This is a genomic window from Cryobacterium sp. MDB1-18-1 (assembly GCF_004402735.1).
Lineage (GTDB): Bacteria > Actinomycetota > Actinomycetes > Actinomycetales > Microbacteriaceae > Cryobacterium > Cryobacterium glucosi.
Map to the genome: position 1 here is coordinate 377,259 of NZ_SOFR01000044.1, position 23,274 is coordinate 400,532.

Annotated in this window: 19 protein-coding genes; 1 reads left to right on the top strand and 18 read right to left on the bottom strand. The window is 66.2% G+C overall.

The window, feature by feature from the left end; all coding sequences use genetic code 11:
• Positions 1-84: 84 nt before the first annotated feature.
• The 16 genes from mmsB (E3O50_RS11350) to E3O50_RS11420 all read right to left on the bottom strand — a co-directional run bounded on the left by mmsB (E3O50_RS11350) (position 85) and on the right by E3O50_RS11420 (position 19,993).
• A complete protein-coding gene (mmsB, locus tag E3O50_RS11350) occupies positions 85-1,410 on the bottom strand; it encodes a multiple monosaccharide ABC transporter permease (protein ID WP_134558054.1) in 1,326 nt (441 codons plus the stop codon).
• A complete protein-coding gene (mmsA, locus tag E3O50_RS11355) occupies positions 1,410-2,996 on the bottom strand; it encodes a multiple monosaccharide ABC transporter ATP-binding protein (protein ID WP_277870821.1) in 1,587 nt (528 codons plus the stop codon). Before mmsA (E3O50_RS11355) ends, mmsB (E3O50_RS11350) begins: the two co-directional genes overlap by 1 nt.
• Positions 2,997-3,181: 185 nt before the next feature.
• A complete protein-coding gene (gene mmsB, locus E3O50_RS11360) occupies positions 3,182-4,363 on the bottom strand; it encodes a multiple monosaccharide ABC transporter permease (protein WP_134446766.1) in 1,182 nt (393 codons plus the stop codon).
• Complete coding sequence (gene mmsA, locus E3O50_RS11365; RefSeq protein ID WP_134558055.1) at positions 4,360-5,901, bottom strand: multiple monosaccharide ABC transporter ATP-binding protein; 1,542 nt, start codon at positions 5,899-5,901, stop codon at positions 4,360-4,362. Before mmsA (E3O50_RS11365) ends, mmsB (E3O50_RS11360) begins: the two co-directional genes overlap by 4 nt.
• Positions 5,902-6,014: 113 nt before the next feature.
• Entirely contained in the window at positions 6,015-7,139 is a 1,125-nt protein-coding gene (gene chvE, locus E3O50_RS11370; RefSeq protein WP_134446762.1) for a multiple monosaccharide ABC transporter substrate-binding protein, read from the bottom strand.
• 215 nt (positions 7,140-7,354) lie between these two features.
• Complete coding sequence (locus tag E3O50_RS11375; protein WP_134446760.1) at positions 7,355-8,065, bottom strand: L-ribulose-5-phosphate 4-epimerase; 711 nt, start codon at positions 8,063-8,065, stop codon at positions 7,355-7,357.
• A complete protein-coding gene (locus E3O50_RS19835) occupies positions 8,062-8,193 on the bottom strand; it encodes a hypothetical protein (RefSeq protein ID WP_255454105.1) in 132 nt (43 codons plus the stop codon). The genes E3O50_RS11375 and E3O50_RS19835 overlap by 4 nt, the downstream gene beginning before the upstream one ends.
• Before the next feature lie 192 nt (positions 8,194-8,385).
• Complete coding sequence (locus tag E3O50_RS11380) at positions 8,386-9,408, bottom strand: LacI family DNA-binding transcriptional regulator (RefSeq protein WP_134446758.1); 1,023 nt, start codon at positions 9,406-9,408, stop codon at positions 8,386-8,388.
• Between the two features lie 100 nt (positions 9,409-9,508).
• Positions 9,509-10,201: a cyclase family protein gene (locus tag E3O50_RS11385; protein WP_134446756.1), complete on the bottom strand. Its 693-nt coding sequence runs from the start codon at positions 10,199-10,201 to the stop codon at positions 9,509-9,511.
• Entirely contained in the window at positions 10,198-11,571 is a 1,374-nt protein-coding gene (locus tag E3O50_RS11390) for an amino acid permease (RefSeq protein ID WP_134558056.1), read from the bottom strand. Before E3O50_RS11390 ends, E3O50_RS11385 begins: the two co-directional genes overlap by 4 nt.
• Before the next feature lie 104 nt (positions 11,572-11,675).
• The gene (locus E3O50_RS11395) at positions 11,676-12,848 is read right to left on the bottom strand and encodes a cystathionine gamma-synthase (protein ID WP_134446752.1); all 1,173 of its coding nucleotides are present in this window, start codon (positions 12,846-12,848) and stop codon (positions 11,676-11,678) included.
• 25 nt (positions 12,849-12,873) lie between these two features.
• Positions 12,874-14,238 (bottom strand): cystathionine beta-synthase, encoded by a 1,365-nt coding sequence (locus E3O50_RS11400; protein ID WP_134446750.1) that lies wholly within the window; start codon positions 14,236-14,238, stop codon positions 12,874-12,876.
• A gap of 150 nt (positions 14,239-14,388) precedes the next feature.
• Entirely contained in the window at positions 14,389-16,365 is a 1,977-nt protein-coding gene (locus tag E3O50_RS11405; protein ID WP_134558086.1) for an ABC transporter ATP-binding protein, read from the bottom strand.
• Between the two features lie 154 nt (positions 16,366-16,519).
• The gene (locus tag E3O50_RS11410) at positions 16,520-17,500 is read right to left on the bottom strand and encodes a carbohydrate ABC transporter permease (protein WP_134446748.1); all 981 of its coding nucleotides are present in this window, start codon (positions 17,498-17,500) and stop codon (positions 16,520-16,522) included.
• Positions 17,497-18,468: a sugar ABC transporter permease gene (locus E3O50_RS11415; RefSeq protein WP_134446746.1), complete on the bottom strand. Its 972-nt coding sequence runs from the start codon at positions 18,466-18,468 to the stop codon at positions 17,497-17,499. The genes E3O50_RS11410 and E3O50_RS11415 overlap by 4 nt, the downstream gene beginning before the upstream one ends.
• Positions 18,469-18,628: 160 nt before the next feature.
• Entirely contained in the window at positions 18,629-19,993 is a 1,365-nt protein-coding gene (locus E3O50_RS11420) for an ABC transporter substrate-binding protein (protein WP_134446745.1), read from the bottom strand.
• A 365-nt stretch (positions 19,994-20,358) separates the two neighbouring features.
• On the opposite strand from E3O50_RS11420, the gene E3O50_RS11425 reads away from it, so the two are divergent.
• Complete coding sequence (locus E3O50_RS11425; protein ID WP_134446743.1) at positions 20,359-21,396, top strand: LacI family DNA-binding transcriptional regulator; 1,038 nt, start codon at positions 20,359-20,361, stop codon at positions 21,394-21,396.
• Here the strand turns inward: E3O50_RS11425 and E3O50_RS11430 are convergent.
• Both E3O50_RS11430 and E3O50_RS11435 read right to left on the bottom strand, forming a co-directional pair.
• On the bottom strand, positions 21,393-22,685 hold the full coding sequence (locus tag E3O50_RS11430; RefSeq protein ID WP_134558057.1) for an MFS transporter: 1,293 nt from the start codon (positions 22,683-22,685) through the stop codon (positions 21,393-21,395). The genes E3O50_RS11425 and E3O50_RS11430 overlap by 4 nt on opposite strands.
• Positions 22,682-23,197, bottom strand: a complete 516-nt coding sequence (locus E3O50_RS11435; protein ID WP_134558058.1) for a MarR family transcriptional regulator — start codon at positions 23,195-23,197, stop codon at positions 22,682-22,684. The genes E3O50_RS11430 and E3O50_RS11435 overlap by 4 nt, the downstream gene beginning before the upstream one ends.
• Positions 23,198-23,274 lie beyond the last annotated feature (77 nt).

The following is a 23,274-nucleotide window of genomic DNA, read 5'->3' on the forward strand; positions in this document are numbered from 1 at the left end:
GCTTTCTACTCAATGTGGTGGAGCAGGGATTGTGCTGTGCAGGGTGTGGAGCGAGATCGGGAGAGGTCATGCGGATGCCGCGGATCAGGAGGGCATGCTCGCCGGCGGTCTGGCCGTGTCCGGCGTCCCGGAGTCGGGGACGACCATCGGCGCTTCGTCCGGAGCCGGGGTGGTCTTCCGGTTCCGGGTCATGAACCCGAGGATCGACGGCCGGCCCTGTTTCTTGTTCCAGACATCCACCCCCACGGCGAGGAGAAGCACGAGACCCTTGATGATCTGCACCCGGTCGCTTCCGACACCGAGGAGCTGGAGCCCGTTGTTGAGCACGGCCATCACGAGACCGCCGATGATGGAGCCCGTGACCGTGCCGATTCCGCCGGAGACCGCCGCACCGCCGATGAAGACGGCGGCGATGGCGTCGAGCTCCCAGCTCAGCCCGTCCTGCGGTCCGGAAGCGACCGAGCGGGCGACGAAGATCATGCCGGCGAGGGCGGCCAGGATCGACATGTTCATCATCACGAGGAAGTTGATCCGGCGGGACTTGACGCCGGAGAGTTCGGCGGCGAGCTTGTTTCCGCCGACCGCGTAGACGTGACGGCCGAAGATCGTGTTCCGGGTGACGAACGAGTACACGAGCACGAGCACCCCGAGGATGATCCCGGAGACCGGGAAGCTCGTTCCGGTGCGGCCGCCCGCGAAGAGGAAGGACGCGTAGACGACGACCGCATTGAGCAGCACGACCTTGACGACGCTCGCCCAGAGCGGGGACGGCGTCGAACCCATGATCCGCTGCACGCGGCGCGCCCGGATCTCCCGCCAGATCACGGCGATCACAATGATGAGCCCGAGCAGGAGGGTGAGGTTGTTGTACCCGGTGTACGGCCCCACCTCCGGAAGATACCCGGAGCCGATGGTGGTGAAGCCAGGGGGGACGGGCACCGTGTTCGCGTTGCCGATCAGCTGGTTGCCGCCGCGGAAGATGAGCATGCCGGCGAGGGTGACGATGAAGGCCGGCACTCCGACGAAGGCGACCCACCAACCCTGCCACGCCCCGATCAGCATGCCCACGAAGAGGCCGAAGAGGATGGCGAGAGGCCAGGGCAGGTTCCAGTCCTTCATCGAGGTTGCGACGACGATGCCCACGAACGCGGCGACGGACCCGACGGACAGGTCGATGTGCCCGGCGATGATCACGATCACCATCCCGATGGCGAGGATCAGGATGTACGAGTACTGGCTGACGAGGTTGATCAGGTTGCCTGAGGACAGGGTCAGGCCGTTGGTGAGGTACTGGAAGAGCAGGATGATCGCGATCAGGCTGAAGAGGATGCCGAACTGACGCAGGTTTCCCCCGCCGAACAGCTTCCGCGCGCTGCGCGCCTCGCTCGTGGTCGTGGTCTCGGTAGTCATCAGCTGCGAACCTTCTTTCTGGCGCTCGTCATGCTCTTCATCAGGGTCTCCGGGTCGGCCTCCGCCGCGGGGATGCAGTCCGTGATCGCACCCTCGAAGACCGTGTAGATGCGGTCGGCGAGCCCCAGGAGCTCAGGGAGTTCCGAGGAGATCAGGATGACGCCCTTCCCCTGCGCCGCGAGGTTCTGGATGATGCCGTAGATCTCGTACTTGGCGCCGACGTCGATGCCCCGGGTGGGTTCGTCGAGGATGAGCAGGTCGGGGTCCGTGAACATCCACTTGGCGAGGACGACCTTCTGCTGGTTGCCGCCGGAGAGCTTGCTGACCCCGGAATCGACCGTCGGCGTCTTGATCCGGAGGCTCGTGCGGTAGCCCTCCGCGATCGAGTACTCCTTGCCGTCGTTGACGACGGGACCGGCCGAGATCTTGGAGAGCTTCGCGGACACGATCGAACGCTTCACGTCGTCGAGCAGGTTGAGGCCGAGCGCCTTGCGGTCTTCACTCACATAGGCGAGTCCGTGGTCGATGGCCTCTGCCACGTTCCTCAGTTCGATCTCCTTGCCGTCCTTGAACATCCGTCCGGAGAGGAAGGTGCCGTAGGACCGGCCGAAAATACTCATCGCGAGTTCGGTGCGGCCGGCTCCCATGAGCCCGGCGATGCCGACGATCTCCCCGCGCCGCACGGTGAGGCTCGAGTTCTTGACCACCATCCGCTCCGTGACCTGCGGATGCTGCACGTTCCAGTCCCTGACCTCGAAGAACACCTCTCCGATCCTCGGGACATGGTCGGGGAAGCGGCTCTCGAGGCTCCTGCCGACCATGCCGCGGATGATGCGGTCCTCGTTGACCCCGTCCCGCACGACGTCGAGGGTCTCGATCGTCTTCCCGTCACGGATGATCGTGATGGAGTCGGCGACCTGTTCGATCTCGTTGAGCTTGTGGGAGATCATGATCGACGTGATCCCCTTGCCTTTGAGACCCCGGATCAGGTCGAGCAGGTGCTGCGAGTCTGCCTCGTTGAGCGCCGCGGTCGGCTCGTCGAGGATCAGGAGCTTGACCGACTTACTGAGCGCCTTGGCGATCTCCACGAGTTGCTGCTTGCCCACGCCGATGTTCTTGATCAGGGTGTCCGGATCTTCGCGGAGCCCGACCCGCGCGAGCAGTTCGAGGGCGGTCTTCTTGGCCGTGATCCAGTCGATCGCGCCCCACCGGGTCGGCTCGTTGCCGAGGAAGATGTTCTCGGTGATGGACAGCTCGGGGATCAGCGCGAGTTCCTGGTGGATGATCGCGATCCCGGCTTCCTCGCTCGAGCGGATGTCCCGGAAATGCACGGTCCTGCCCTGGTAGACGATGTCGCCGTCATAGGTCCCGTACGGGTACACCCCGGAGAGCACTTTCATGAGGGTGGATTTGCCTGCGCCGTTCTCACCGCAGATGGCGTGGATCTCCCCGGCCTTCACGGTGAGGGACACGTCGGACAGGGCCTTGACCCCGGGGAACTCCTTCGTGATCGATCGCATTTCCAGAATGACCGGCCCGTCCGCGCGGACGGGCTCGTCGTTCATGACGTGCTGGGTGGACATCATTGTGCTCCTTGCGCCAGATGCCACAGATAGTAACCGGCAGTGGCCGCGAGCAACAGGCTCCCTGCTGCCGCGACGTGTCACGCTTGGGTAACGGCTGATCGGATACACAAAAGGCAGATCGCAGGCGCAAAAAAGCGGGCCGGTCGTCCGAAGACGACCGGCCCGCTCTCGCGTGTTTGTGCGGGTCAGCGACCGCCGGAGCGACGCTTGTTGTACACGTCGAACGCGACGGCACCGAGCAGCACCAGGCCCTTGATGAGCTGCTGGTACTCCGTTCCGACACCGAGGATCGACATGCCGTTGTTCAGCAGCCCGATGATGAAACCACCGATGATGGCGCCGGTGACGGTACCGATACCACCGGTGACCGCGGCGCCACCGATGAAGACGGCGGCGATGGCGTCGAGTTCGAAGCCGTCACCGGCCTTCGGGTTGGCGAGGTTGAGCTGGGCGGTGAAGACGAGCCCGGCGAGTGCCGAGATGACGCCCATGTTCACGAAGAGCATGAAGGTGACGCGCTTGGTCTTGATGCCCGACAGTGCAGCGGCGTTCAGGTTGCCACCGATGGCGTAGATGTGGCGGCCGAAGACGCTGTTCGACATCACGGATGCGTAGACGACGATCAGGACGCCGAGGACGATCAGGACGATGGGCGTGCCACGGTAGCTCGCGAGCAGGTACGTGATGCCGAGGATCATCGCTGCGGTGAACACCAGCTTGGTGAGGAACCAGGCGAACGGCTCGTCTTCGACGTCGTACTTCGCGCGGGCACGGCGCTGGCGGATGCCCTGGAGCACCAGGAAGAGCGTCGCAATGATGCCGATACCGAGGGTCAGCGGTTCGACAGCACTGGTTCCGCCGCCGAGGTCGGGGAGGAATCCGCTGCCGAGGGCGCGGAATTCGTCGGGGAACGGCGAGATCTGCTTGTTCTGCAGTGCGATCTGGGTGAGCCCACGGAAGGTGAGCATACCGGCCAAGGTCACGATGAAGGCCGGTATCCCGAAGTAGGCGATCCAGAAGCCCTGCCACATTCCCACGAGGGCGCCGACACCGAGGCACAGGATGATCGCGAGCCACCACGGCACATTCCACTGCGTGATCATCACGCCGGACATGGCGCCGACGAAGGCGACGACCGAACCGACCGAGAGGTCGATGTGGCCGGCGATGATGACCATGACCATGCCGACGGCGAGGATCAGGATGTAGCTGTTCTGCACGATCAGGTTCGTGACGTTGATCGGCTTCAGGGTGATGCCGTTGGTGGCCACCTGGAAGAAGATCACGATCGCGATCAGGGCGATGAACAGGCCGATTTGCCGCAGCTGGCCGGCGAGGTAATTAAGTGAAGATCTGAACACGCTCATCGCTTGTCCTTGTCCCTTTCCTGGGTCATGTTTTGCATAAGGAATTCGGCCGTCGTCTGCCCGCGGGCGACGTCCGCCGTGATCCGGCCTTCGAAGATGGTGTAGATCCGGTCGCAGATGCCGATCAGTTCCGGCAGTTCGGACGAGATCACGATGACGCCCTTGCCTGCGTCGGCGAGGCGGTTGATGATTCCGTAGATCTCATACTTGGCGCCGACGTCGATGCCGCGGGTGGGCTCGTCGAGGATGAGGACATCCGGGTCGGAGAACATCCACTTGGACAGCACGACCTTCTGCTGGTTTCCGCCGGAGAGCTTCCCGGCGAGGGCCTCAACCGTCGGAGCCTTGATGTTCATGCTCTTGCGGTAGCCCTCTGCGACGACGATCTCCTGGTTGGAGTCCACCCAGCCGCGCTTGGCGATCTTGTGCATGCCCACCGTGGAGATGTTGCGCTTGATGTCCTCGATCAGGTTGAGGCCGTACCGCTTGCGATCCTCGGTTGCGTACGCCAGGCCGTGATCGATGGCGTTCGATACCGTGCTCGTGTTGATCTTGACGCCGTTCTTGTACACGGTGCCGGAGATGTTGTGCCCGTAGCTGTGGCCGAAGACGCTCATCGCGAGCTCGGTCCTGCCCGCGCCCATCAGCCCGGCGATGCCGACGATCTCGCCGGCCCTGACGGTGATGTTCGCGTCCTTGACAACCCGGCGCTGGTGGTCGAGCGGGTGGTAGACGTTCCAGTCTTCGACCCGGAGGAGTTCCTCACCGATGTTCGGCGTGTGGTCGGGGTAGCGGCTGCCGAGGTCGCGGCCGACCATGCCCTTGATGATGCGCTCCTCGGAGATGTCATCGGTGTGCATGTCGAGCGTCTCGATGAGCTTGCCGTCACGGATGATGGTGACCTCGTCGGCGATGGCCTTGATCTCGTTCAGCTTGTGGCTGATCATGATCGAGGTGACGCCCTGGCCCTTGAGGTGCTTCATCAGGTCGAGCAGGTGCGCGGAGTCCTCGTCGTTGAGTGCTGCGGTCGGCTCGTCCAGGATCAGGAGTTTGACCTCCTTGGACAGGGCCTTCGCGATTTCCACGAGCTGCTGCTTGCCGACGCCGATGTCGCGGATCTTGGTGATCGGGTTGTCCTTGAGACCGACCCTGGCGAGCAGCTTGGCTGCCTCCATGTTGGTCTTGTTCCAGTCGATCCAGCCGTTGTTCTGCTGCTCGTTGCCGAGGAAGATGTTCTCGGCAATGGAGAGGAATGGGCTCAGCGCCAGCTCCTGGTGGATGATGACGACGCCTGAGGCCTCGGAGTCATTGATGGATTTAAAGGCGACCGGCTCATTTTCGAAGACGATCTCGCCCTCGTAGGTGCCGTGCGGGTAGACGCCGGAGAGCACCTTCATCAAGGTGGACTTTCCTGCACCGTTTTCACCGCAAATCGCGTGGATGTGGCCTCGCTTCACCGCGAGGGAAACGTCCTGGAGGGCTTTCACTCCGGGAAAGGTTTTCGTGATGCTGCGCATCTCGAGAATATTCGTTGTCACCGTTACTTCTTCTTCCGGTGGAGAGAGGGTGGGTGGTGGTTGTGGTGCTGGTACTTTCGGTGCTGGCAGTGGCGGCGGGGTGACCCGCCGCCACTGCCGGTGGAGCGAAGAACCTACTTGAGGTCGGCCTCGGTGTAGTAACCGGTGTCGACGAGCAGGGCCTTGTAGTTGTCCTTGGTAACGACCTGCGGAGCGAACAGGAAGGTCGGGACGACCTTGACCTTGTTGTTGTAGCTCTTCGTGTCGTTGACCTCGGGGGTCTTGCCGTTGAGCAGGTCGTCAGCCATCTTCACGGCCTCGTCGCCGAGCTGGCGCGTGTCCTTGTAGATGGAGGAGTACTGCTGGCCGGCGATGATCGACTTGACCGAAGCGGCCTCGGAGTCCTGACCGGTGATGATCGGGAGCTTGTCGGTGGCGTATCCCGAGCTCGTCAGAGCCGAGATGATGCCGATGGAGAGACCGTCATACGGGGAGAGCACGCCGTCGACCTTGGAGCCGTCGGAGTAGGTGCTCGCGATGAGGTTCTGCATCCGCTTCTGGGCGGTCGCCGGGTCCCAACGCAGGGTGGCGACCTGGGTGAAGCTGACCTGGCCGCTCTTGACGACGATGACGCCCTTGTCGATGTACGGCTGCAGGACGGAGATGGCGCCGTTGAAGAAGAACGTGGCGTTGTTGTCGTCGGGGCTGCCGCCGAAGAGTTCGACGTTGAACGGGCCGGTCTTGCCGGTGTCCTTGCCGTCCTTGTCCAGCACGCCGAGTCCGGTGAGCAGGCTCGTGGCCTGCAGCACGCCGACCTCGTTGTTGTCGAACGTGGTGTAGTAGTCGACGTTCTTGTTGCCGTTGATCAGGCGGTCGTACGCGATGACCTTGACGCCGGCCGCTGCGGCCTGGTCAAGCTGGTCGCTGAGCGCGGTGCCGTCGATCGACGCGATGATGAGGATCTTCGCGCCCTTCGTCAGCATGTTGCTGATCTGCTGGACCTGGGTGGGGATCTTGTCTTCGCCGTATTCGAGGTCGACCTTGTAGCCGAGCTTCTCGAGGGAGGCCTTGACAGCGTCGCCGTCCTTGATCCAGCGCTCGCTGGACTTGGTGGGCATTGCGACGCCGACAAGTGCACCGGCGTTGGCGCCCGCTGCAGCGGTGGTGGTGGCTGTGTCGCCACGTCCGCCGGAGCAGGCAGCGAGGGAGAGTGCGAGTCCAATGGCAGCGATGCCTGCGAGGACCTTACTTGTCTTCACTGAATTACCTTTCGTGGATCTGTTATCAACTCTGATGGCAGTTGTATTGGTGCTGCTATGTGATTACAGGCCTTGTGCCAGTCGGTAGTAGGCCTGGTTCCAACGCACCTAGCGGGTGAAATCCCGAAGGGTGGTGGTCTTATCGGTCACGAGAAGCTCGGTGCGAGCAATCGCGGCGAAATCGTGGGGGTCGAGAGTGGTGGAGAGAGCGGGCATCACTTCAGTGCTCCTTGCGGCGCTTGTCCGTAGACGTTCTGATAGCGGTTGTAGAGGGAGTCGATCGCGGCCTGCGGGATCGGGATGAGTGCTCCGCCCTGGCGGGCGATGTGCACGGTGCGGGCGACGTCTTCGACCATGACCGCGGCCTTGACCGCGTCCCTGGCGTCCTTGCCGATCGTGAAGGGGCCGTGGTTCTGCATCAGGACGGCCCGGGACCGGTGTCCCGTGAGGGCCGCGACGATGCCGCGGCCGATCGTGTCGTCACCGATGATCGCGAAGGTGCCGATCGGGATCGGGCCGCCGAACTCGTCGGCCATGGCCGTGATCACGCAGGGGATCTCCTCACCGCGGGCGGCCCAGGCGGTCGCGTAGGTGGAGTGCGTGTGCACGACACCGCCGATCTCGGGCATGTTGCGGTAGACGTAGGCGTGGGCGGCGGTGTCGCTCGACGGGGAACGGTCAGAGCCGGGGGTGCCGGGGATCACTGCGCCGTCGAGGTCGCACAGGATCATGTTCTCCGGGGCGAGGTCGGCGTAGTCGACGCCGCTCGGCTTGATCACGAAGAGGTCTGCGCCCGGGACGCGGCCGGAGACGTTGCCGCCGGTCCAGACCACGAGGCCGTTGCGGGTGAGTTCGGCGTGGAGGTCGGCGACATCGGCGCGGATGCGAGCGATCGCGACCTCGATCTGGGGTCCGTAGGTGCTCATGCGAACGCCACCGTACCGGTGGAGATACCCGCACCGCGCGTGAGGGCGTTCGGTCGGCGATCGCCTCCGATGACAGAGATCTCGGCGGATGCGTCGGCTGCGGGCGCGGCCTGTGCGTTCTCGATCACGAAATTCGACTCCTTTGTCATGCGGTGCTGAGGCCATGGCCGTCTGCGTACTCACGTGCGTACTTACATTGTCACGAAATGTGAACGGTCACAATCGCTGTGCTCACACTACGCCCGCAGTGGGCGTCCTTGTCAAGTCAGGGCGAAAAAGTGGCTGGTTGCGTTTTGGTAACCACCCGAAACGCGCCGGATTCAGAAGGCAGGGGGCCCTGTGGAGCCACGGACGATGAGCTCGGGAATGATCGGTGCGCGGAACTTGTCCGGGTCGTCACCGGCGATGGTGCCGAGCAGGAGGGCGATGCACCGGCGGCCCAGTTCCGCGAAGTCCTGGCGCACGGTCGTGAGCGGCGGCCAGAAGTGTGGCGCCTCCGGAATATCGTCGAACCCGACGATGCTCACATCCCGTGGGATGTCGAGCCCCGCATCCCTGACCGCGTGCATGATCCCGAGCGCCATCTGGTCGTTCGAGGAGAAAATGGCGGTGAAGTCGCGTTGCCGCAACAGTTCGCGCCCGGCGTGATAGCCGAAGTCCGCCGTCCAGTCCCCGAGGATCGGGGCGGTCGTCGGCACGTCCATCGCCCCCATTTCCTCCAGGAACCCGCGCATCCGCGCCTCGGCCTCGATCCAGTCCTGCGGCCCGGCGAGGTGGAAGATGCGCCGGTGCCCGAGGTCGATGAGATGCCGCGTGGCCAGTCGTGCACCGTGGATCTGGTCGACGGAGAGTGCGTGGTCATTGGGCCGGCCCGTCGACTGGAGTGTGACATACGGCACCTCGATCGAGAGCTGTTCGAGGACGTCGAAGACGCGGACCTGGGGGGCGATGACCACGATCCCCTCGACCGACTGGTACATCAGGTGGTCGAGTGCCGCTTCGATCGAGACAGTGTCGACCGAGGTCAGGTTCGCGGTGTTGACGTAATAGCCCGCCTCCCGCGCCGCATCCTGGATCGCGGCGATGCTGCTCGCGGGGCCGTACTGGGCCCCGGAGGCCGACAGCACGCCGATCGTGCGCGATCGCCCCCTCGACAGCGCCCTGGCCGCCCGGTTGGGTCGGTATTGGAGCTCCTCGATCACCTGCAGCACGCGGGCCTTGGTGGAATCTCGGATGCTCGGGTGATTGTTGAGTACTCGCGACACCGTCTGATGCGAGACTCCGGCGAGGCGTGCAACGTCCCGGATGCTGGGAGCCCGACCAGTGGGCAGTTCAGCAGTCATCGGGGCCTCGTCTATGAGCACGGTCACAAAAGAATTACGCACCCCCAGTATGCACCGCCGGGGAGGCGCGATGTGACCGTCACATAGCGGGAATCCGGCCTCAGCCGACCGGGCCGGGTACCCGCGCGAATGCCCGCACCGGGAAAGTGCCGAAGCCCTCGATCTTCGGAGGTACCGCCGAGAACGTCCCGCCGGAGGCCGGTACGTCCCCCAGCCCGGTGAGGTGCTCGACGACGTGGATGCCGGCAGCGAGCAGGGCCGAATGGGCGGGCCTCTCCCCACTCCCCTCGGTGTCGTCGATGTTGAGCGAGTCGATCCCGACGAGGGCGACGCCGGCACCGACGAGGAACCCGACGGCGTCTTCGGCCAGGAAGGGAGCCCCCGCCCTGTACTCCGGGGTGCCGAAGTGGCGGTCCCAGCCGGTGTGGATCAACACGGCCGAACCGGCCAGGCCGGAGCCTCGCTCGGCGAATGCCGCTGCGGGAATGCCACGGGCCGCAGCATCCGTCAGATGGAATACCTCGGCGGGGAGGTCGACGAGGGTATCGAGGTCGAGGCCGGCGAGATCCGTTCCACCCTCGTACCGGTGGTACGGACTGTCGAGATACGTGCCCGTGTTGCCGATCAGGGTGATCACGTCCATGGTGAATTCGGTGCCGGGCGCGTAGGCCGAGCGCGAGGCGGCACGGGTGAGGAAGGGCTCGATCACGGGAGCCGGCAGCCCCGGGTACGTCACGAGGCCCGCCCGGATGGTGTGGCTGAGATCGATCAGGCGGGCACGGGCGACGGTCATGTGTTCTCCTGGGCGGTTCGGGTTGGGCGGGGACGTGTTGAGCGAGCGCTTCCGGGCGAATGTTCGGGTGTACGGGAGCGCAGGGGGTTCGTCCGGCGCTTCTTGACCCGGCCGATGACGACGGCGACGAGGGCGAGCACGGCGGGAACGAGGAGGTTCGGGCCCGCGAGCACGAGCAGCGCGCCGGTGAGGGCCACGCTGACCGCTGCGAGCCACCAGCCGAGGCTGTAGCGGTCCAGGAGGCGCACGGCGGCGATCATGCCGAGAGTGTAGATCGCGACCATGGAGCTCGTGTGGATCAGGATGAAGACCGACAGGGGCAGGTGCTGCGTCACCATGATCGTGAAGTACCCACCGGTGAGCACGGCGACCACGGAGAGGCTGCGGCGCGGGACGCCGCCCGATTCGACGCCGCGGGCGAGCCAGAGCGGGAGATCGCCGTCGCGACCGAGCGAGGCGCCGAGCTTGGCGAACGCGCCCAGGTACACGTTGAGCACCCCGAGGGCGACGATCGCTGCGATCACCGCGACCGAGACCGGGCCGACGCCGCCGGGCGCCTGGGCGACGAGGGCGAGCAGGGGGACGGCGCCCGTTCCCGCAGCGCCGCCGAGGACGGCGACCGTCACGTACTGCAGCGCGAGGTAGGCCGCGCCCACGACCACGAGCGCGATCGCCGTCGCCGCCGGGATGACGCGGCGGGGATTGCGGAACTCCCCCGCGATGTGGGTGCCGACCTCCCAGCCGGCGAAGGCCCAGACGAACAGGCTGACGGCGGCGCCGACGCCGGTCCAGCCGTGAGTCAGGAACGGCTGGAAGTTTCCGGGCTCTGCGGCGGGGAAGGCGACGGTGACGACCCCGATGACGATGACGAGCAGCGCTCCGGTGAGGATGAGCTGAACGGCTCCGGAGACCCGGACACCGAGGTAGTTGGACACGAACGGTGGAACAAGGATCAGGAGGGCGACGATCGGTGCGGCGGCCTGCTCCACCCCGAGGATCGCGACGACGTATTCCGCGCCGAGCATGGCGACGACCGGGGCGCCGAACCCGACGCCGAAGAAGAACCAGTAGCCGGTCATCCGCGCCCACGTCTGGCCGAGGGCCGTGCGGACGTAGCTCGCCACGCCGCCGGGGTCCGGGTATCGGGCGGCGAGGGCGGCGAACGTGCCCGCGAGCGGGATGGACAGCACGAAGACGATCAGAACCGCGAGCAGGGAGGCCGGCCCTGCCGCAGCGGCCGCGAGTCCGGGCAGCACCAGGATCCCGGTGCCGAGGACCGCGGCGATGTACAGCGCGGTGCCCTGCAGAAGGCCCAGACTCCCGGAGCCGGTGGGGGCGGGGCTCACGGGGGCATCCGTCGGCTGGGTCATGGTCCTATGCTGCCGGACGACCATGCCCCGGCGAAATGGCAGACGTGACACACTCCGTCGAATTCCTGCCAACTTGCGGCCCGCACCGGCCGCAGCCGAATCCGTTAGGGGCGGGTGAGGTGGGCGACGGCGGCGAGGGCAGCGTCGAGGTCGGCGATCAGGTCGGCCTTGTCCTCGATACCGACGGAGAGGCGGATGATGTTGTCTGCGACCTCGAGTTCCGTTCCACGCACCGAGGCGTGCGTCATCTCGGCGGGGTAGTTCACGAGGGACTCGACGCCACCGAGGGACTCGGCGAGCTGGAAGAGCTTCGTGGACTCGGCGAAGGCACGGGCAGCGGCGGCCCCGCCGGCGAACGCGATCGAGAGCATACCGCCGAAGCCGCTCATCTGGCGTTTGGCGAGCTCGTGGCCGGGGTGGTTCGGCAGGCCGGGGTAGTAGACGGCTTCGAGGGCTGGATGGCCGTCGAGGTGTTCGGCGATCGCCTGCGCGTTGGAGCAGTGCCGGTCCATCCGCACCGAGAGGGTCTTGATGCCGCGCACGGTGAGCCAGGCGTCGAGGGGTGCGGAGACGGGTCCTGTGGCGAACTGCAGGAACTGCGCCTTCTGGTAGAGCGCATCGTCATTGATCACGAGGGCCCCGCCGAGCACGTCGGAGTGACCGCCGAGGTACTTGGTGGTCGAGTGCACGACGACGTCGGCGCCGAACGCCAGCGGATGCTGCAGGGCGGGGCTCGCAAACGTGTTGTCGACGATCACGGTGACGCCGAAACGGTGCCCGAGCGTGGCGAGCGCCTCGATGTCGCTGATCTTCATGAGGGGGTTGCTCGGCGTCTCGACCCAGAGGATCTTCGTTTCACCGGGAATGATCGCGGCCTCGACGGCGGCGAGATCGGACAGGTCGACGGTCGTGTTGCGGATGCCGACCGCGCCGTGCACCGTGTTGATCAGGCGGTGCGTTCCGCCGTAGACGTCGTTGCCGAGCACGATGTGATCGCCGGGTGCGAGCAGGGCACGCAGGATGGTGTCCTCCGCGGCGAGGCCGCTCGCGAACGACAGGCCGTGCGCGCCACCCTCGAGGGCGGCGAGCAGGGTCTCGAGCACGGTGCGCGTCGGGTTCCCGCCGCGGCTGTATTCGTAGCCGCCGCGCAGGTGGCCGATGCTCTCCTGCACATAGGTCGAGGTCAGGTAGATCGGCGGAATGACGGCTCCGGTCGTCGGGTCGAATTCCTGTCCGGCGTGGATGGCGAGGGTGTCGAAGTTCGGGGTGCTGGGCATCCGTGGGTCCTTTGGTGGTGGGCGCTCAGGCGCTGAGGTAGGTGAGGAGGTCGTGGCGGGTGATGACGCCGAGGGGCTTGCCATCGGCGGTGACGAGGAGGGCATCGTCGTGGGCGAAGGCGGCACGGGCGGACGCGACGGGTTCGTTGACGCCGATCATCGGCAGGGAATCGCCGACGTAGGCGCTGATCTTGTCGGTGAGTTTCGCCTCGCCGGAGAAGACGAGCTCCATCAAGTGGCGCTCGTCGATCGCGCCGAGCACCTCGCCCATCACGACCGGCGGCTTGGCGGTCAACACGAGCAGCTGGGAGACGCTCGACACCGTCATGGCCTCGATCGCGTCGCGCACGGTGTCGATCGGGTGCACGTAGACGAAGGCAGGCAGGGTGCCGGTCTTGCTCTCGAGGAGGTCTGCCACGGTGTGCCCGGCCGGGGCGTTGCTGAAGCCGTAGCTGCGCATCCACTTGTCGTTGAAGATCTTGCCGAGGTAGCCGCGACCGCCGTCGGGCAGCAGCACGACGACGACGGCGTCGGCCGGGAGGGTCGCCGCGGCGCGAAGGGCCGCGACCACGGCCATGCCGCTCGAACCGCCGACGAGGATGCCCTCTTCGAGTGCGAGGCGCCTGGTCATGGCGAAGGATTCGGCGTCGGAGACGGCGATGACCTCGTGCACGACGGCGGGGTCGTACGCCGCAGGCCAGAAGTCCTCGCCGACGCCTTCGACGAGGTAGGGCCTGCCGGTGCCGCCGGAGTAGACCGAGCCTTCCGGGTCCGCGCCGATGATGCGCACCGTGTCGCCGGAGACCTCGCGGAGGTACCGCCCGGTGCCGGTGATCGTTCCGCCGGTGCCGACGCCCGCGACGAAGTGGGTGACGGTGCCGTCGGTGTCGCGCCAGATCTCCGGACCTGTCGACTCGTAGTGGCTGAGCGGCCCGTTCGGATTGGCGTACTGGTTGGGCTTGAAGGCGCCGGGGATCTCCCTGGCGAGCCGGTCGGAGACGCTGTAGTACGACTCCGGGTCGTCGGGCGCGACGGATGTCGGGGTCACGACGACCTCGGCGCCGTACGCGGTGAGCACGTTGCGCTTGTCCTCGCCGACCTTGTCCGGCAGCACGAACACGCACCGGTAACCGCGCTGCTGCGCGACGAGGGCGAGGCCGACGCCGGTGTTGCCGGACGTGGGTTCGACGATGGTTCCGCCGGGCAGCAGCAGGCCGTCACGTTCGGCGGCATCGATGATTCGGGTGGCGATCCGGTCCTTCGCGGAGCCGCCCGGGTTGAAGTACTCGAGTTTGACCAGCACGGTCGCGCCGATCCCCTCGGTGACCTTGTTGAGTTTGACCAGCGGCGTGTTGCCGATGAGGTCGAGGATGGTGTCTGCAATCTTCATGGAAGATCCTTCGTCGAGGTGTCGTGAATGTCACCGCGCGGCCTGGGGCTCACGCACGGGACGGGCGAGGAGTGATCGGGGTGGGGCGTCAGGGGTCGGTCAGCGACCCGGACAACACGGACACTTCAGACGGACGAGCACCCTCCAACTCTAGTACCGCTCGTCGGTGAGCGGGCGGGGCGGAATCACAGGGGCGCTCGGTGCCACGGCCGGGACAGCACCCGAGACGGCGCCCGGGCTCGCGACCTGCTCGGAGTAGAGCCGCGCGTAGACGCCGTTCGCGTCGAGCAGGCCGCCGTGGGTCCCGCTCTCGACGATCCGGCCGCCGTCGACGACGAAGATCACGTCGGCCGCGACGATCGTCGAGAGTCGGTGGGCGATCGCGATCGTGGTGCGGCCGCGGGACGCGGTGTCGAGTGCCGCCTGCACGACGCGCTCGGAGATGGCGTCGAGGGCGCTCGTCGCCTCGTCGAGGATGAGCACTTCCGGGTTCTTCAGGAGCACCCTGGCGATGGCGATACGCTGCTTTTCGCCGCCGGAGAGCCGGTACCCGCGCTCGCCGACGACCGTGTCGTAGCCGGCGGGGAAGGACGCGATCGTGTCGTGGATGCTCGCGGACCGGGCGGCGGCCTCGAGTTCGTCCGCCGTGGCATCCGGTTTCGCATAGCGGAGGTTCTCGGCGATCGTCGCGTGGAAGAGGTAGGTCTCCTGGCTCACAATGCCGATGTGGGAGACGAGGGACTGCTGGGCGAGATCGCGCACGTCGATGCCGCCGAACAGGACTCGCCCTTCCGTCGCCTCGTAGAAGCGGGGGATCAGGTAGGAGACGGTCGTCTTCCCGGCGCCGGACGGCCCGACGAACGCGGCGAACTGGCCGGGCTCGATCGTGAACGAGACCTGGTCGAGGGTGGGCCGGGACTCACCGGCGGCATCCGGATAGGCGAACGTGACGGCATCGAATTCGACGCGACCGGTGGCGGGGCCGGTCTCGGGCACCGCGAGAGCCTCCGGGGAATCCTGGATCGCCGGGACGAGGTCGAGGTACTGGAAGATCCGCGCGAAGAGGGCGCTCGAGGTCTGCAGGTCGAGTGCGACCCGCATCAGGCCGAGCAGGGGGAACAGCAGCCGGGACTGCACGGTCGTGAACGCGACGATCGTGCCTGCGGTGATGTCGGCGGAACCGTTGCTCATCAGCAGGCCGGCGACCAGGTAGACGATCGCGGGGATGCTCGAGAGGAAAATACTGACCATGGCGAAGAACCACTGGCCGCTCATCTGCTGGCTGACCTGCAGTCGTACCTGGTTGTCGTTCTCGTCCGAGTAGCGGCCGATCTCGGCCTGCTGCCTGGTGAAGCTCTTGGAGAGCAGAATCCCGGAGACGCTCAGAGTCTCCTGCGTGATCGCGGTCATGTCGGAAAGCGATTCCTGGGTCTTCGCCGCGATCCGGGCGCGGACCTGGCCGACGCGGCGCTGGGCGATCACGAGGATCGGCATCAGGATCAGGGCGACGATCGTGAGCTGCCAGTCGAGCAGGAGCATCGCGACGAACGCGGCGATCACGGTGACGGCGTTGCCGAGCAGGCTCGAGATGGTGTTCGTGAGCACGCTCGCGACGCCGCCGACGTCGTTCTGCAGCCGCGACTGGATGATCCCGGTCTTGGTGCGGGTGAAGAAGCTCAGCTCCATGGCCTGCAGGTGAGTGAACAGTCGCACGCGCAGGGCGCCCATCACGGTGTTGCCGACACTCGCGGTGAGCCAGGTCTGCCACACCCCGAGCAGCTGGGAACCGAGGTAGATCGCGATCATGAGCCCGACGAGGGTCGCGAGGCGGGGCAGGTTGGGCTCTCCCCCCGGCGGGAACAGGCCCTCGTCGAATGCGCGCTGCACGAGCAGAGGCGGGACCACCGAGAGCGCGGCGCTGATGATCACGAGCACGACGGTGACAGTGAGCGCGGTGCGGTGCGGCGCGAACAGCGCGGCAATCCTGCCGAGGAGGTTCGGTATCCGCGGTGCTTCGGCGTTCTCGGCGCGCTGGGCGACGGGGTCACCGCCGCTGATCCGCCCGCGCGGGCGTCCGTACTGTCCAGGCCGGCCGGAGGGGGCCGACCCGCCACCGTGGCCGTGCATTGCACTCATGAAGCCAGCCTAAACGTCGCCGCAGCGGCATCCGCTCGCCTGCAGGGCACGCAACTGTGCCCGCTCCGGACACCTGTTCCCGTTGCGCGGGGCACAGGTGTCCGTTACGGGCACAGGTGTTGTTCGAGCGGATGCCCGGGCCTGGTCAGCCCTTCGTCGAGCCGGCCAGCAGGCCGCGCACGAAGTAACGCTGCAGGCTGAAGAACACGATGAGCGGCACGATCAGGGACACGAAGGCCGCGGCCGTGAGGCGCTGCCAGTCCTGCCCTCGGGTACCGGTGAGTTCGGCCAGGCGCTGCGTGAGCGGGGCGACATCCGGCGTGCCGCCCGAGAAGATCAGGGCGACGAGCAGGTCGTTCCAGACCCAGAGGAACTGGAAGATCGCGAAGGACGCGAGCGCGGGCACCGCGAGCGGCAGCACGATCCGGAAGAAGACCTGGCCGTGGCTGGCGCCGTCGACACGGGCTGCCTCGATGACCTCGCTCGGGATCTCGGAGATGAAGTTGTGCAGCAGGAAGATCGCCAGCGGCAGCGCGAAGATCGTGTGCGCGATCCAGACCGGCAGGTAGTTCTGCGCCGGGATCATCGGGATCAGCTGGTGCAGCGCCTCCTGCCCGGGCTTCAGGATCGCGGTGAACATCTGGAGCAGCGGGATCAGCGCGAGCTGCAGGGGCACGATCTGCAGTGCGAACACGAGCACGAAGAGTGCGCCACTGCCCTTGAACTTGATCCAGGCAAAGGCGTACGCGGCCATCGAGGCGATCACGAGGGGGAAGATCGTGGCGGGGATCGCGATCGCGAGGGAGTTCACGAAGTACGCGCCGAGCTGCGGGGAGGACTGCGAGGTGGAGAGCAGCACCTCCTTGTAGTTGTCGAGCGTGAAGCCCGGGTTCTGCAGGATGGTCCACCACCCCGTCGTGGTGATCAGCCCGGCGGGCCGGAAGGAGGACACGAACAGGCCGAAGGTCGGCAGCGTCCACAGGATCGCGATGACGAGCGACACGACCGTCGCCGTGCGCGACGTGAGGCGCCGTTTCACCCTGGCCGACTTGGTGCCGACGGTGACGACCTCGAGGGCATTCTTCTTGGTGCCGACGATGGGCAGGTCGACTACGTTGTCGCTCATCGGATCTCCCTCTGCTTGCGCATGATTCGTACGTTGTAGATGACAATCGGCAGCACCATCAGGAACAGCACGATCGCGAGCGCAGCGCCACGGCCCTGCTCACCGGCTCGGAATGCCTGCGTGTACATCTCGTTGGCGATGACGCTCGTGTTGAAGTTACCGGCGGTCATCGTGCGCACGATGTCGAAGACTTTGAGGGTGGCGATCGAGATAGTCGTGATCACGACGACGAGCGAGCCGCGGATGCCGGGGATCGTCACGTTGGTGAACCGCTGCCAGGCGTTGGTTCCGTCGAGTTCGGCGGCCTCGATCTGCTCGGTCGGGACCCCCTTGATGGCTGCAGAGAGGATGACCATGGCGAATCCGGTCTGGATCCAGATCATCACGATGATCAGGAGGAAGGTGTTGATCGGCGAGGTCTGGAGCCACTGCACCGGCTGGCCGCCGAGCCAGACCACGATCTGGTTCAGGAGGCCGATCTGGTCGCTTCCTCCCGACTTGTAGTCGTAGATGAAGCGCCAGATGATTCCGGCACCGACGAAGGAGATCGCCATCGGCATGAAGACGAGGGCCTTGAAGTATTTCTCTCCCCGGGACTTGTCGATGAAGACCGCGTAGCCGAGGCCGATGGCCGTTGAGATCGTCGGCACGACGACAACCCAGATCAGGGTGTTGCCCAGGGTGATCAAAGCAGCCGGCTGGGTGAACATCCAGACGAAGTTCTCGGCGCCGACATAGGCACCCGAACTGTTGGTGAACGCCAGGAGGGAGGTGCGGAATGCCGGGTAGATCAAACCGGCAAGCAGCAGGAGGAGGGCGGGCGCGATGAAGAAAGTCAGCTGCCAATAGTCGCGCCCGCGTTTGGGCGCCCTGTCTATCAGGAAAAGCAGGAGACCGATGACAAGCGCGAACGCTGCCAGTGCCCCCACTACCTGGATTATCTTTCCGAGTAAGTCTGCGGTCGTCATTGGCCGGTCCCTTCAATCGTGCGCGAAGCGGTCGTGCGAGGGGTCGCGTGGAGGTCTTGTGGGTGGTGCAGGTGGTGCGGTCGTGCGGGAGGCGGGGCCCGCCGACTTCTCGGCAGGCCCCGCCCCGGTTGGGGCATCCGCTAGCGGATGCCCCGGGGAACTAGCTCTTCGGCCAGCTCGCCTCAATGGTGTCCGTGACCTTCTGGCTGCTGTCGCCGCTCAGCCAGGACACGATGCCCTTCCAGAACGAGTCGGTGCCGACGGCACCGGGCATCAGGTCGGAACCGTCGAAACGGAACACCGTCTTCGGGTCCTGCAGGATGGTGATGCTCTGCTTGAGCAGGTCGCTCGAGGCGTTCGCGGGGTCGAGGCCGGTGTTGGCGCTGATCACGCCGCCCTCCTTGACCCGGTTGTTCGCCCAGGTGTCACTGGACAGGTAGGTGAGCGTCGCGGTGATCGCGTCGCTCGTCTTGAAGGCTCCGACGAGCTCGCCGCCACCGGTGACCGCCTGGTCGCCGCCGGCCTTGACCGGGGGAAGCAGGAACGCGTAGACATCGCCCGTGGGGGAAACCGTCACCGCGGAGCCGTCCGCCTTCTTCCAGAAGCCCTCGTAGAACGAGGCCTGGTGGTGCAGGGAGCACTTACCGTCGAGGATCGGGAGGCCCGCGTCGCCGAACTGCGTGGAGATGATCGACGAGACATCGCCGAGACCACCGTTGACGTCGTCCGGGTTCTTGAGGATCGCACCGACGGAGTCGAACGCCTTCACGATGGCGGGGTCGTTGAACGGGATCTTGTGCGTGACCCACTTGTCGTAGGTGTCCGCGCCGGCCTGGCGAAGCACGTAGTCCTCGACCCAGTCGGTTCCCGGCCAGCCGGTTGCGTCACCTGATCCGACACCGGCACACCACGGCTTGTGGTCGCCGTCGGCCGCGATCTTCGCGGTGAGTGCGGTCAGTTCATCGAGGGTCTTCGGGATTTCGTAGCCCTTGGCCTTGAATTCCGCAGGCGAGTACCAGACGTAGCCCTTGACGCTCGCCATCAGCGGGGCGGCGTAGAAGGTGCCGTCAGCTGCGGTGCCGTAGCCCTTCCAGTCCTTCGACCACCACTTGTCGACGTTCGCCTCGACGGCGGCCGGCGCCTTCTTGAGGAAGCCGGCAGCAGCGAGCTTGTTGAAGAGGCCCGGCTGCGGGATGATGCCGATGTCGGGAGCGTTGCCACCCTCGGCGAGCACCGCGATCTGGGCTTCGAATTCCTTCGTGCCCTGGTAGGTGACCTTGATGCCCGTGCAGGACTGGAAGTCGGCCCAGGAATTGACGAGGCGATCGGCCTCGACGTCCTGGATGGTGCCACCGATCTTGACCTCGGGGCTGTCCTTGAACGTCCCGTAGGACGCGTAGTCGGCACAGTTGGACGACGACGAACTGGATGCGGCGATGTCGCCTGTGCATCCGGTCAGGGCGAGTCCGACCACGGCCGCGGTGGCCAGCGGCAGGTAGAGCCGGCGGTGCTGCTTCACGCTCATGCGTTTCTCCTCATTGAGTGATGCGGGTACGCGAGCTATGCGGTTCACGTACCGAAATGTGATGCGGGACTGTGTTGCGGGAATGTACTGCGGGAATCAAGAACTGCAATACGGGATCGTGCCGGGTATCCGATTCCCCTGCCTTCGTAAGTAAGGAACCGGTTCCACATCACAAACTACGGGAGGTCAGCGGGATTGGCAAGACAATCTTTGTCACGAAATCGCAAAGATTCCGGCGATGATCGCGCGACCACGCACACGCGGGCATTAAAAGTGTCACAGTTCAGCCCTTTCTGCTGGAACCGGTTCCAGTAACAGCGAAAGGAGCGCTACTCTTTCGTTACCGATCCAAAGGAGGACGAGTCGTGAGCGCAATCGCCGACGTGGCACGCCTCGCAGGCGTTGCAAAAGCGACGGCATCCCGCGCACTCAGCGGTCGCGGTTACGTTTCGGAGGCGACGCGGCTCCGGGTCGTCGCGGCCGCGAGGGAGATCGGCTACGTCGCCTCGCCGAACGCCGCGAGCCTCGTGACCGGGCGCACGAAGAACGTCGGCGTGATCATCCCGTTCATCAGCCGGTGGTTCTTCTCCGAGGTGCTCGAGAGCCTGGAACAGGCCCTGCTCGCAGAGGGCTACGACATGACGCTCTACAACCTCCCGGCGGCGTCTGCCGAACGCGACAGCGTCTTCGAGTACTTCCTCGCTCGCAAGCGGTTCGACGGGGTCATCTCTGTCGGCGTCGCCTTGAGCGAGGCGGAGGTCGATCGACTTCACCGCCTCGGCAGGCCGTTGATCGGCATCGGCGGGCCGATCAGGGACGTGCACACGATCGCGATCGACGATGTCGCGACAGCGCGGCTCGCGACCGAACACCTGCTCGGCCTCGGCCACGTCGACGTCGTGCACGTCGGCGGAGATCCGATCGACGAGATGGACTTCCGGGTGCACAGCCAGCGCCTCAGTGGCTTCTACTCTGCCATGCGCGACGCAGGCCGCTCGACGGACCGATGCTTCTACCCCTGCGAATTCAGCATGCCCGGCGGCTACGAGGTGGGGTTGTCCGTGCTCGGCGACCCGCGTACCCGTCCGACCGCGATCTTCGCCGCGAGCGACGAAATCGCCATCGGCGTCATCGTCGCGGCGCGGGAACTCGGCATCCAGGTGCCGGCCGAGCTGTCCGTGATCGGCATCGACGGGCATCCGTACGCGGACATGTTCCGCCTCACGACCCTGGAGCAGCATCCACGCAGGCAGGGACGCCTCGCCGTGAGCGCGCTCCTGACCGAACTCGCGCGCCCGACGGACGCGGACGCGCGGCTCGAGGAAGACGGATACCTCACGGTGCTGCCGACGAACCTCGTGATCCGGTCGAGCACGAGCGGCCCGCACCGGCCACGCAGTTAGCTGTCTCCGGCGCCGATCGCCTCTGCCTCTTCGAGCTCGTCCTCCATCGCACCGTCAGCACGGGCGAGGTGGCGGTGGCCGAGCACGAGAATCGCGACGGCCACGAGAACGGATGCCGCCCCGGCGTAGAACGGGACCGCCGGCCCGAAGAACTCCGCGAGCAGGGTTGCGGCCGGCGGCGCGATCGCCCCGCCGAGGAACCGCACGCCCGAATAGGCCGAGGACGCTACCGGGCGCGGCAGGTCGGTCGCCTCCATCACGGATTCGGTGAGCACGGTGTTGAGCACGCCGAGCAGCAGCCCGCCGACGATGACGCACGTGACGACACCGGTGGCCGAGCCGATCAGCACGCCCGCTGCCGCGAGGTCGAGGGCGAGCAGGGGCAGCACGAGCCAGAGCACCCGGCTGCGGCGCATCCGCCTGGTCAGGAGCGGGGCGACCCAGACCGAGGTGACGGCGAGCGAGATGCCCCAGCCGAAGAAGACCAGGCCGAGGGTGATCGCACTGCCCAGGCCGAGCGGCACGAGCGCGAACGGCGTGTACGCGAGCAGCACGAAGAAGCCGATGTTGTAGAACAGGGCCGCGCTCGCGAGGATGCCGAGCCCCGGCCGGGCGAGCGCCCGGAAGGGTGCTGACAGCCGGATCGGCGCGGGCTTCTGCGGCTCCTTCTTCAGCATCACGATGATCGCCACGAAGCCGATCGCCATCAGCGCCGTACTGCCGAAGAAGGGCCCTCGCCAGCTGATGCTGCCGAGCAGCCCGCCGATGAGCGGGCCGATCGCGATGCCGAGCCCGAGGGCCGCCTCGTAGAGGATGATCGCCGAGGACGTGCCTCCGGATGCCGCGCCGACGATGGTCGCGAGCGCGGTCGAGATGAAGAGGGCGTTGCCGAGGCCCCAGCCGGCGCGGAAGCCGATGATGGTCTCGACGTTCTGCGACAGGCCGGCGGCGAGCGCGAACACGATGATGAGCGCGAGGCCGATCAGCAGGGTGCGCTTGGCGCCGATCCTGCTGGACAGCCAGCTCGTGAAGAACATCGCGATCCCGGTGATCACGAGGTAGCTCGTGAAGAGCATCTCGGTCTGGGTCGGGCTCGCGGCGAGGTCGCGGGCGATCGCAGGCAGGATCGGGTCGACGAGGCCGATGCCCATGAACGCGATCACGCACGCGAAGGCGACGGCCCAGACCGCGGTCGGCTGGTGCAGGATGCTGCCGGCGCCTTCCCGTCGTCCCTGCACGTCGGTTGCGGCAGGGGTTCCGTGTTCCGCCAGCGCGGTCACGCGGCTCATGCGCGGGCTCCGGCCGGACGGCCAGGCTCAGACGCAGGCACACGTGCCGTAGTGACGGCCGCGGTAGTCACCCGCTCCACGGGCACCTCGCTGCCGTCGAGGCGTTCGCGCAGGATGTCGACGGCGTTGCGGATCGTGGCGAGCTCGGCATCCGCCAGCCCGACGAACATCGGCAGGAGGGCTTCGGCGAGTTCGCTGCGCCAGGCGGAGAGCGCTGCGTTGCCGGCAGCAGTGATCACGGTGCTCGTGACGCGGGCGTCGAGCGGGTCGGCGAGACGGGCGGCCCAGCCGCGTTCGACGAGGTGTGCGACGAGCTTGGTCGCGGTCGGCTGCGAGATGCGGCTGCGGGCGGCGATCTCGCCGAGGCGGATCGGGCCGAGCTGGCGGAGCACGCTCAGGGTGCGCCAGACGGCCGGCGACTCCCGGCTGTCCGCGGCGTGGGCGGCGACCCGCGTGAGCCGGTGGTTCACGGTGATCAGGTCACCGAGGAGTGCGGGAAGGTCAGAAGGCATTCCCCCACTGTACATAGCTTGGCTATCTATGTCCATAGCCCGGCTATGGACATCGGCCCGCGCCCGGGTTCGGTCGG

Coding starts and splice junctions, on each gene's coding strand:
- E3O50_RS11420 (WP_134446745.1), bottom strand. CDS start 19,993: ATGAGCGTGAAGCAGCACCGCCGGCTCTACCTGCCGCTGGCCACCGCG.
- E3O50_RS11395 (WP_134446752.1), bottom strand. CDS start 12,848: ATGCCCAGCACCCCGAACTTCGACACCCTCGCCATCCACGCCGGACAG.
- E3O50_RS11385 (WP_134446756.1), bottom strand. CDS start 10,201: ATGACCGTCGCCCGTGCCCGCCTGATCGATCTCAGCCACACCATCCGG.
- E3O50_RS11380 (WP_134446758.1), bottom strand. CDS start 9,408: ATGACTGCTGAACTGCCCACTGGTCGGGCTCCCAGCATCCGGGACGTT.
- E3O50_RS11400 (WP_134446750.1), bottom strand. CDS start 14,238: ATGAAGATTGCAGACACCATCCTCGACCTCATCGGCAACACGCCGCTG.
- mmsA (WP_277870821.1), bottom strand. CDS start 2,996: ATGATGTCCACCCAGCACGTCATGAACGACGAGCCCGTCCGCGCGGAC.
- mmsB (WP_134446766.1), bottom strand. CDS start 4,363: ATGAGCGTGTTCAGATCTTCACTTAATTACCTCGCCGGCCAGCTGCGG.
- mmsB (WP_134558054.1), bottom strand. CDS start 1,410: ATGACTACCGAGACCACGACCACGAGCGAGGCGCGCAGCGCGCGGAAG.
- E3O50_RS11435 (WP_134558058.1), bottom strand. CDS start 23,197: ATGCCTTCTGACCTTCCCGCACTCCTCGGTGACCTGATCACCGTGAAC.
- E3O50_RS11390 (WP_134558056.1), bottom strand. CDS start 11,571: ATGACCCAGCCGACGGATGCCCCCGTGAGCCCCGCCCCCACCGGCTCC.
- E3O50_RS11430 (WP_134558057.1), bottom strand. CDS start 22,685: ATGAGCCGCGTGACCGCGCTGGCGGAACACGGAACCCCTGCCGCAACC.
- E3O50_RS11415 (WP_134446746.1), bottom strand. CDS start 18,468: ATGACGACCGCAGACTTACTCGGAAAGATAATCCAGGTAGTGGGGGCA.
- E3O50_RS11405 (WP_134558086.1), bottom strand. CDS start 16,365: ATGCACGGCCACGGTGGCGGGTCGGCCCCCTCCGGCCGGCCTGGACAG.
- E3O50_RS11375 (WP_134446760.1), bottom strand. CDS start 8,065: ATGAGCACCTACGGACCCCAGATCGAGGTCGCGATCGCTCGCATCCGC.
- E3O50_RS11410 (WP_134446748.1), bottom strand. CDS start 17,500: ATGAGCGACAACGTAGTCGACCTGCCCATCGTCGGCACCAAGAAGAAT.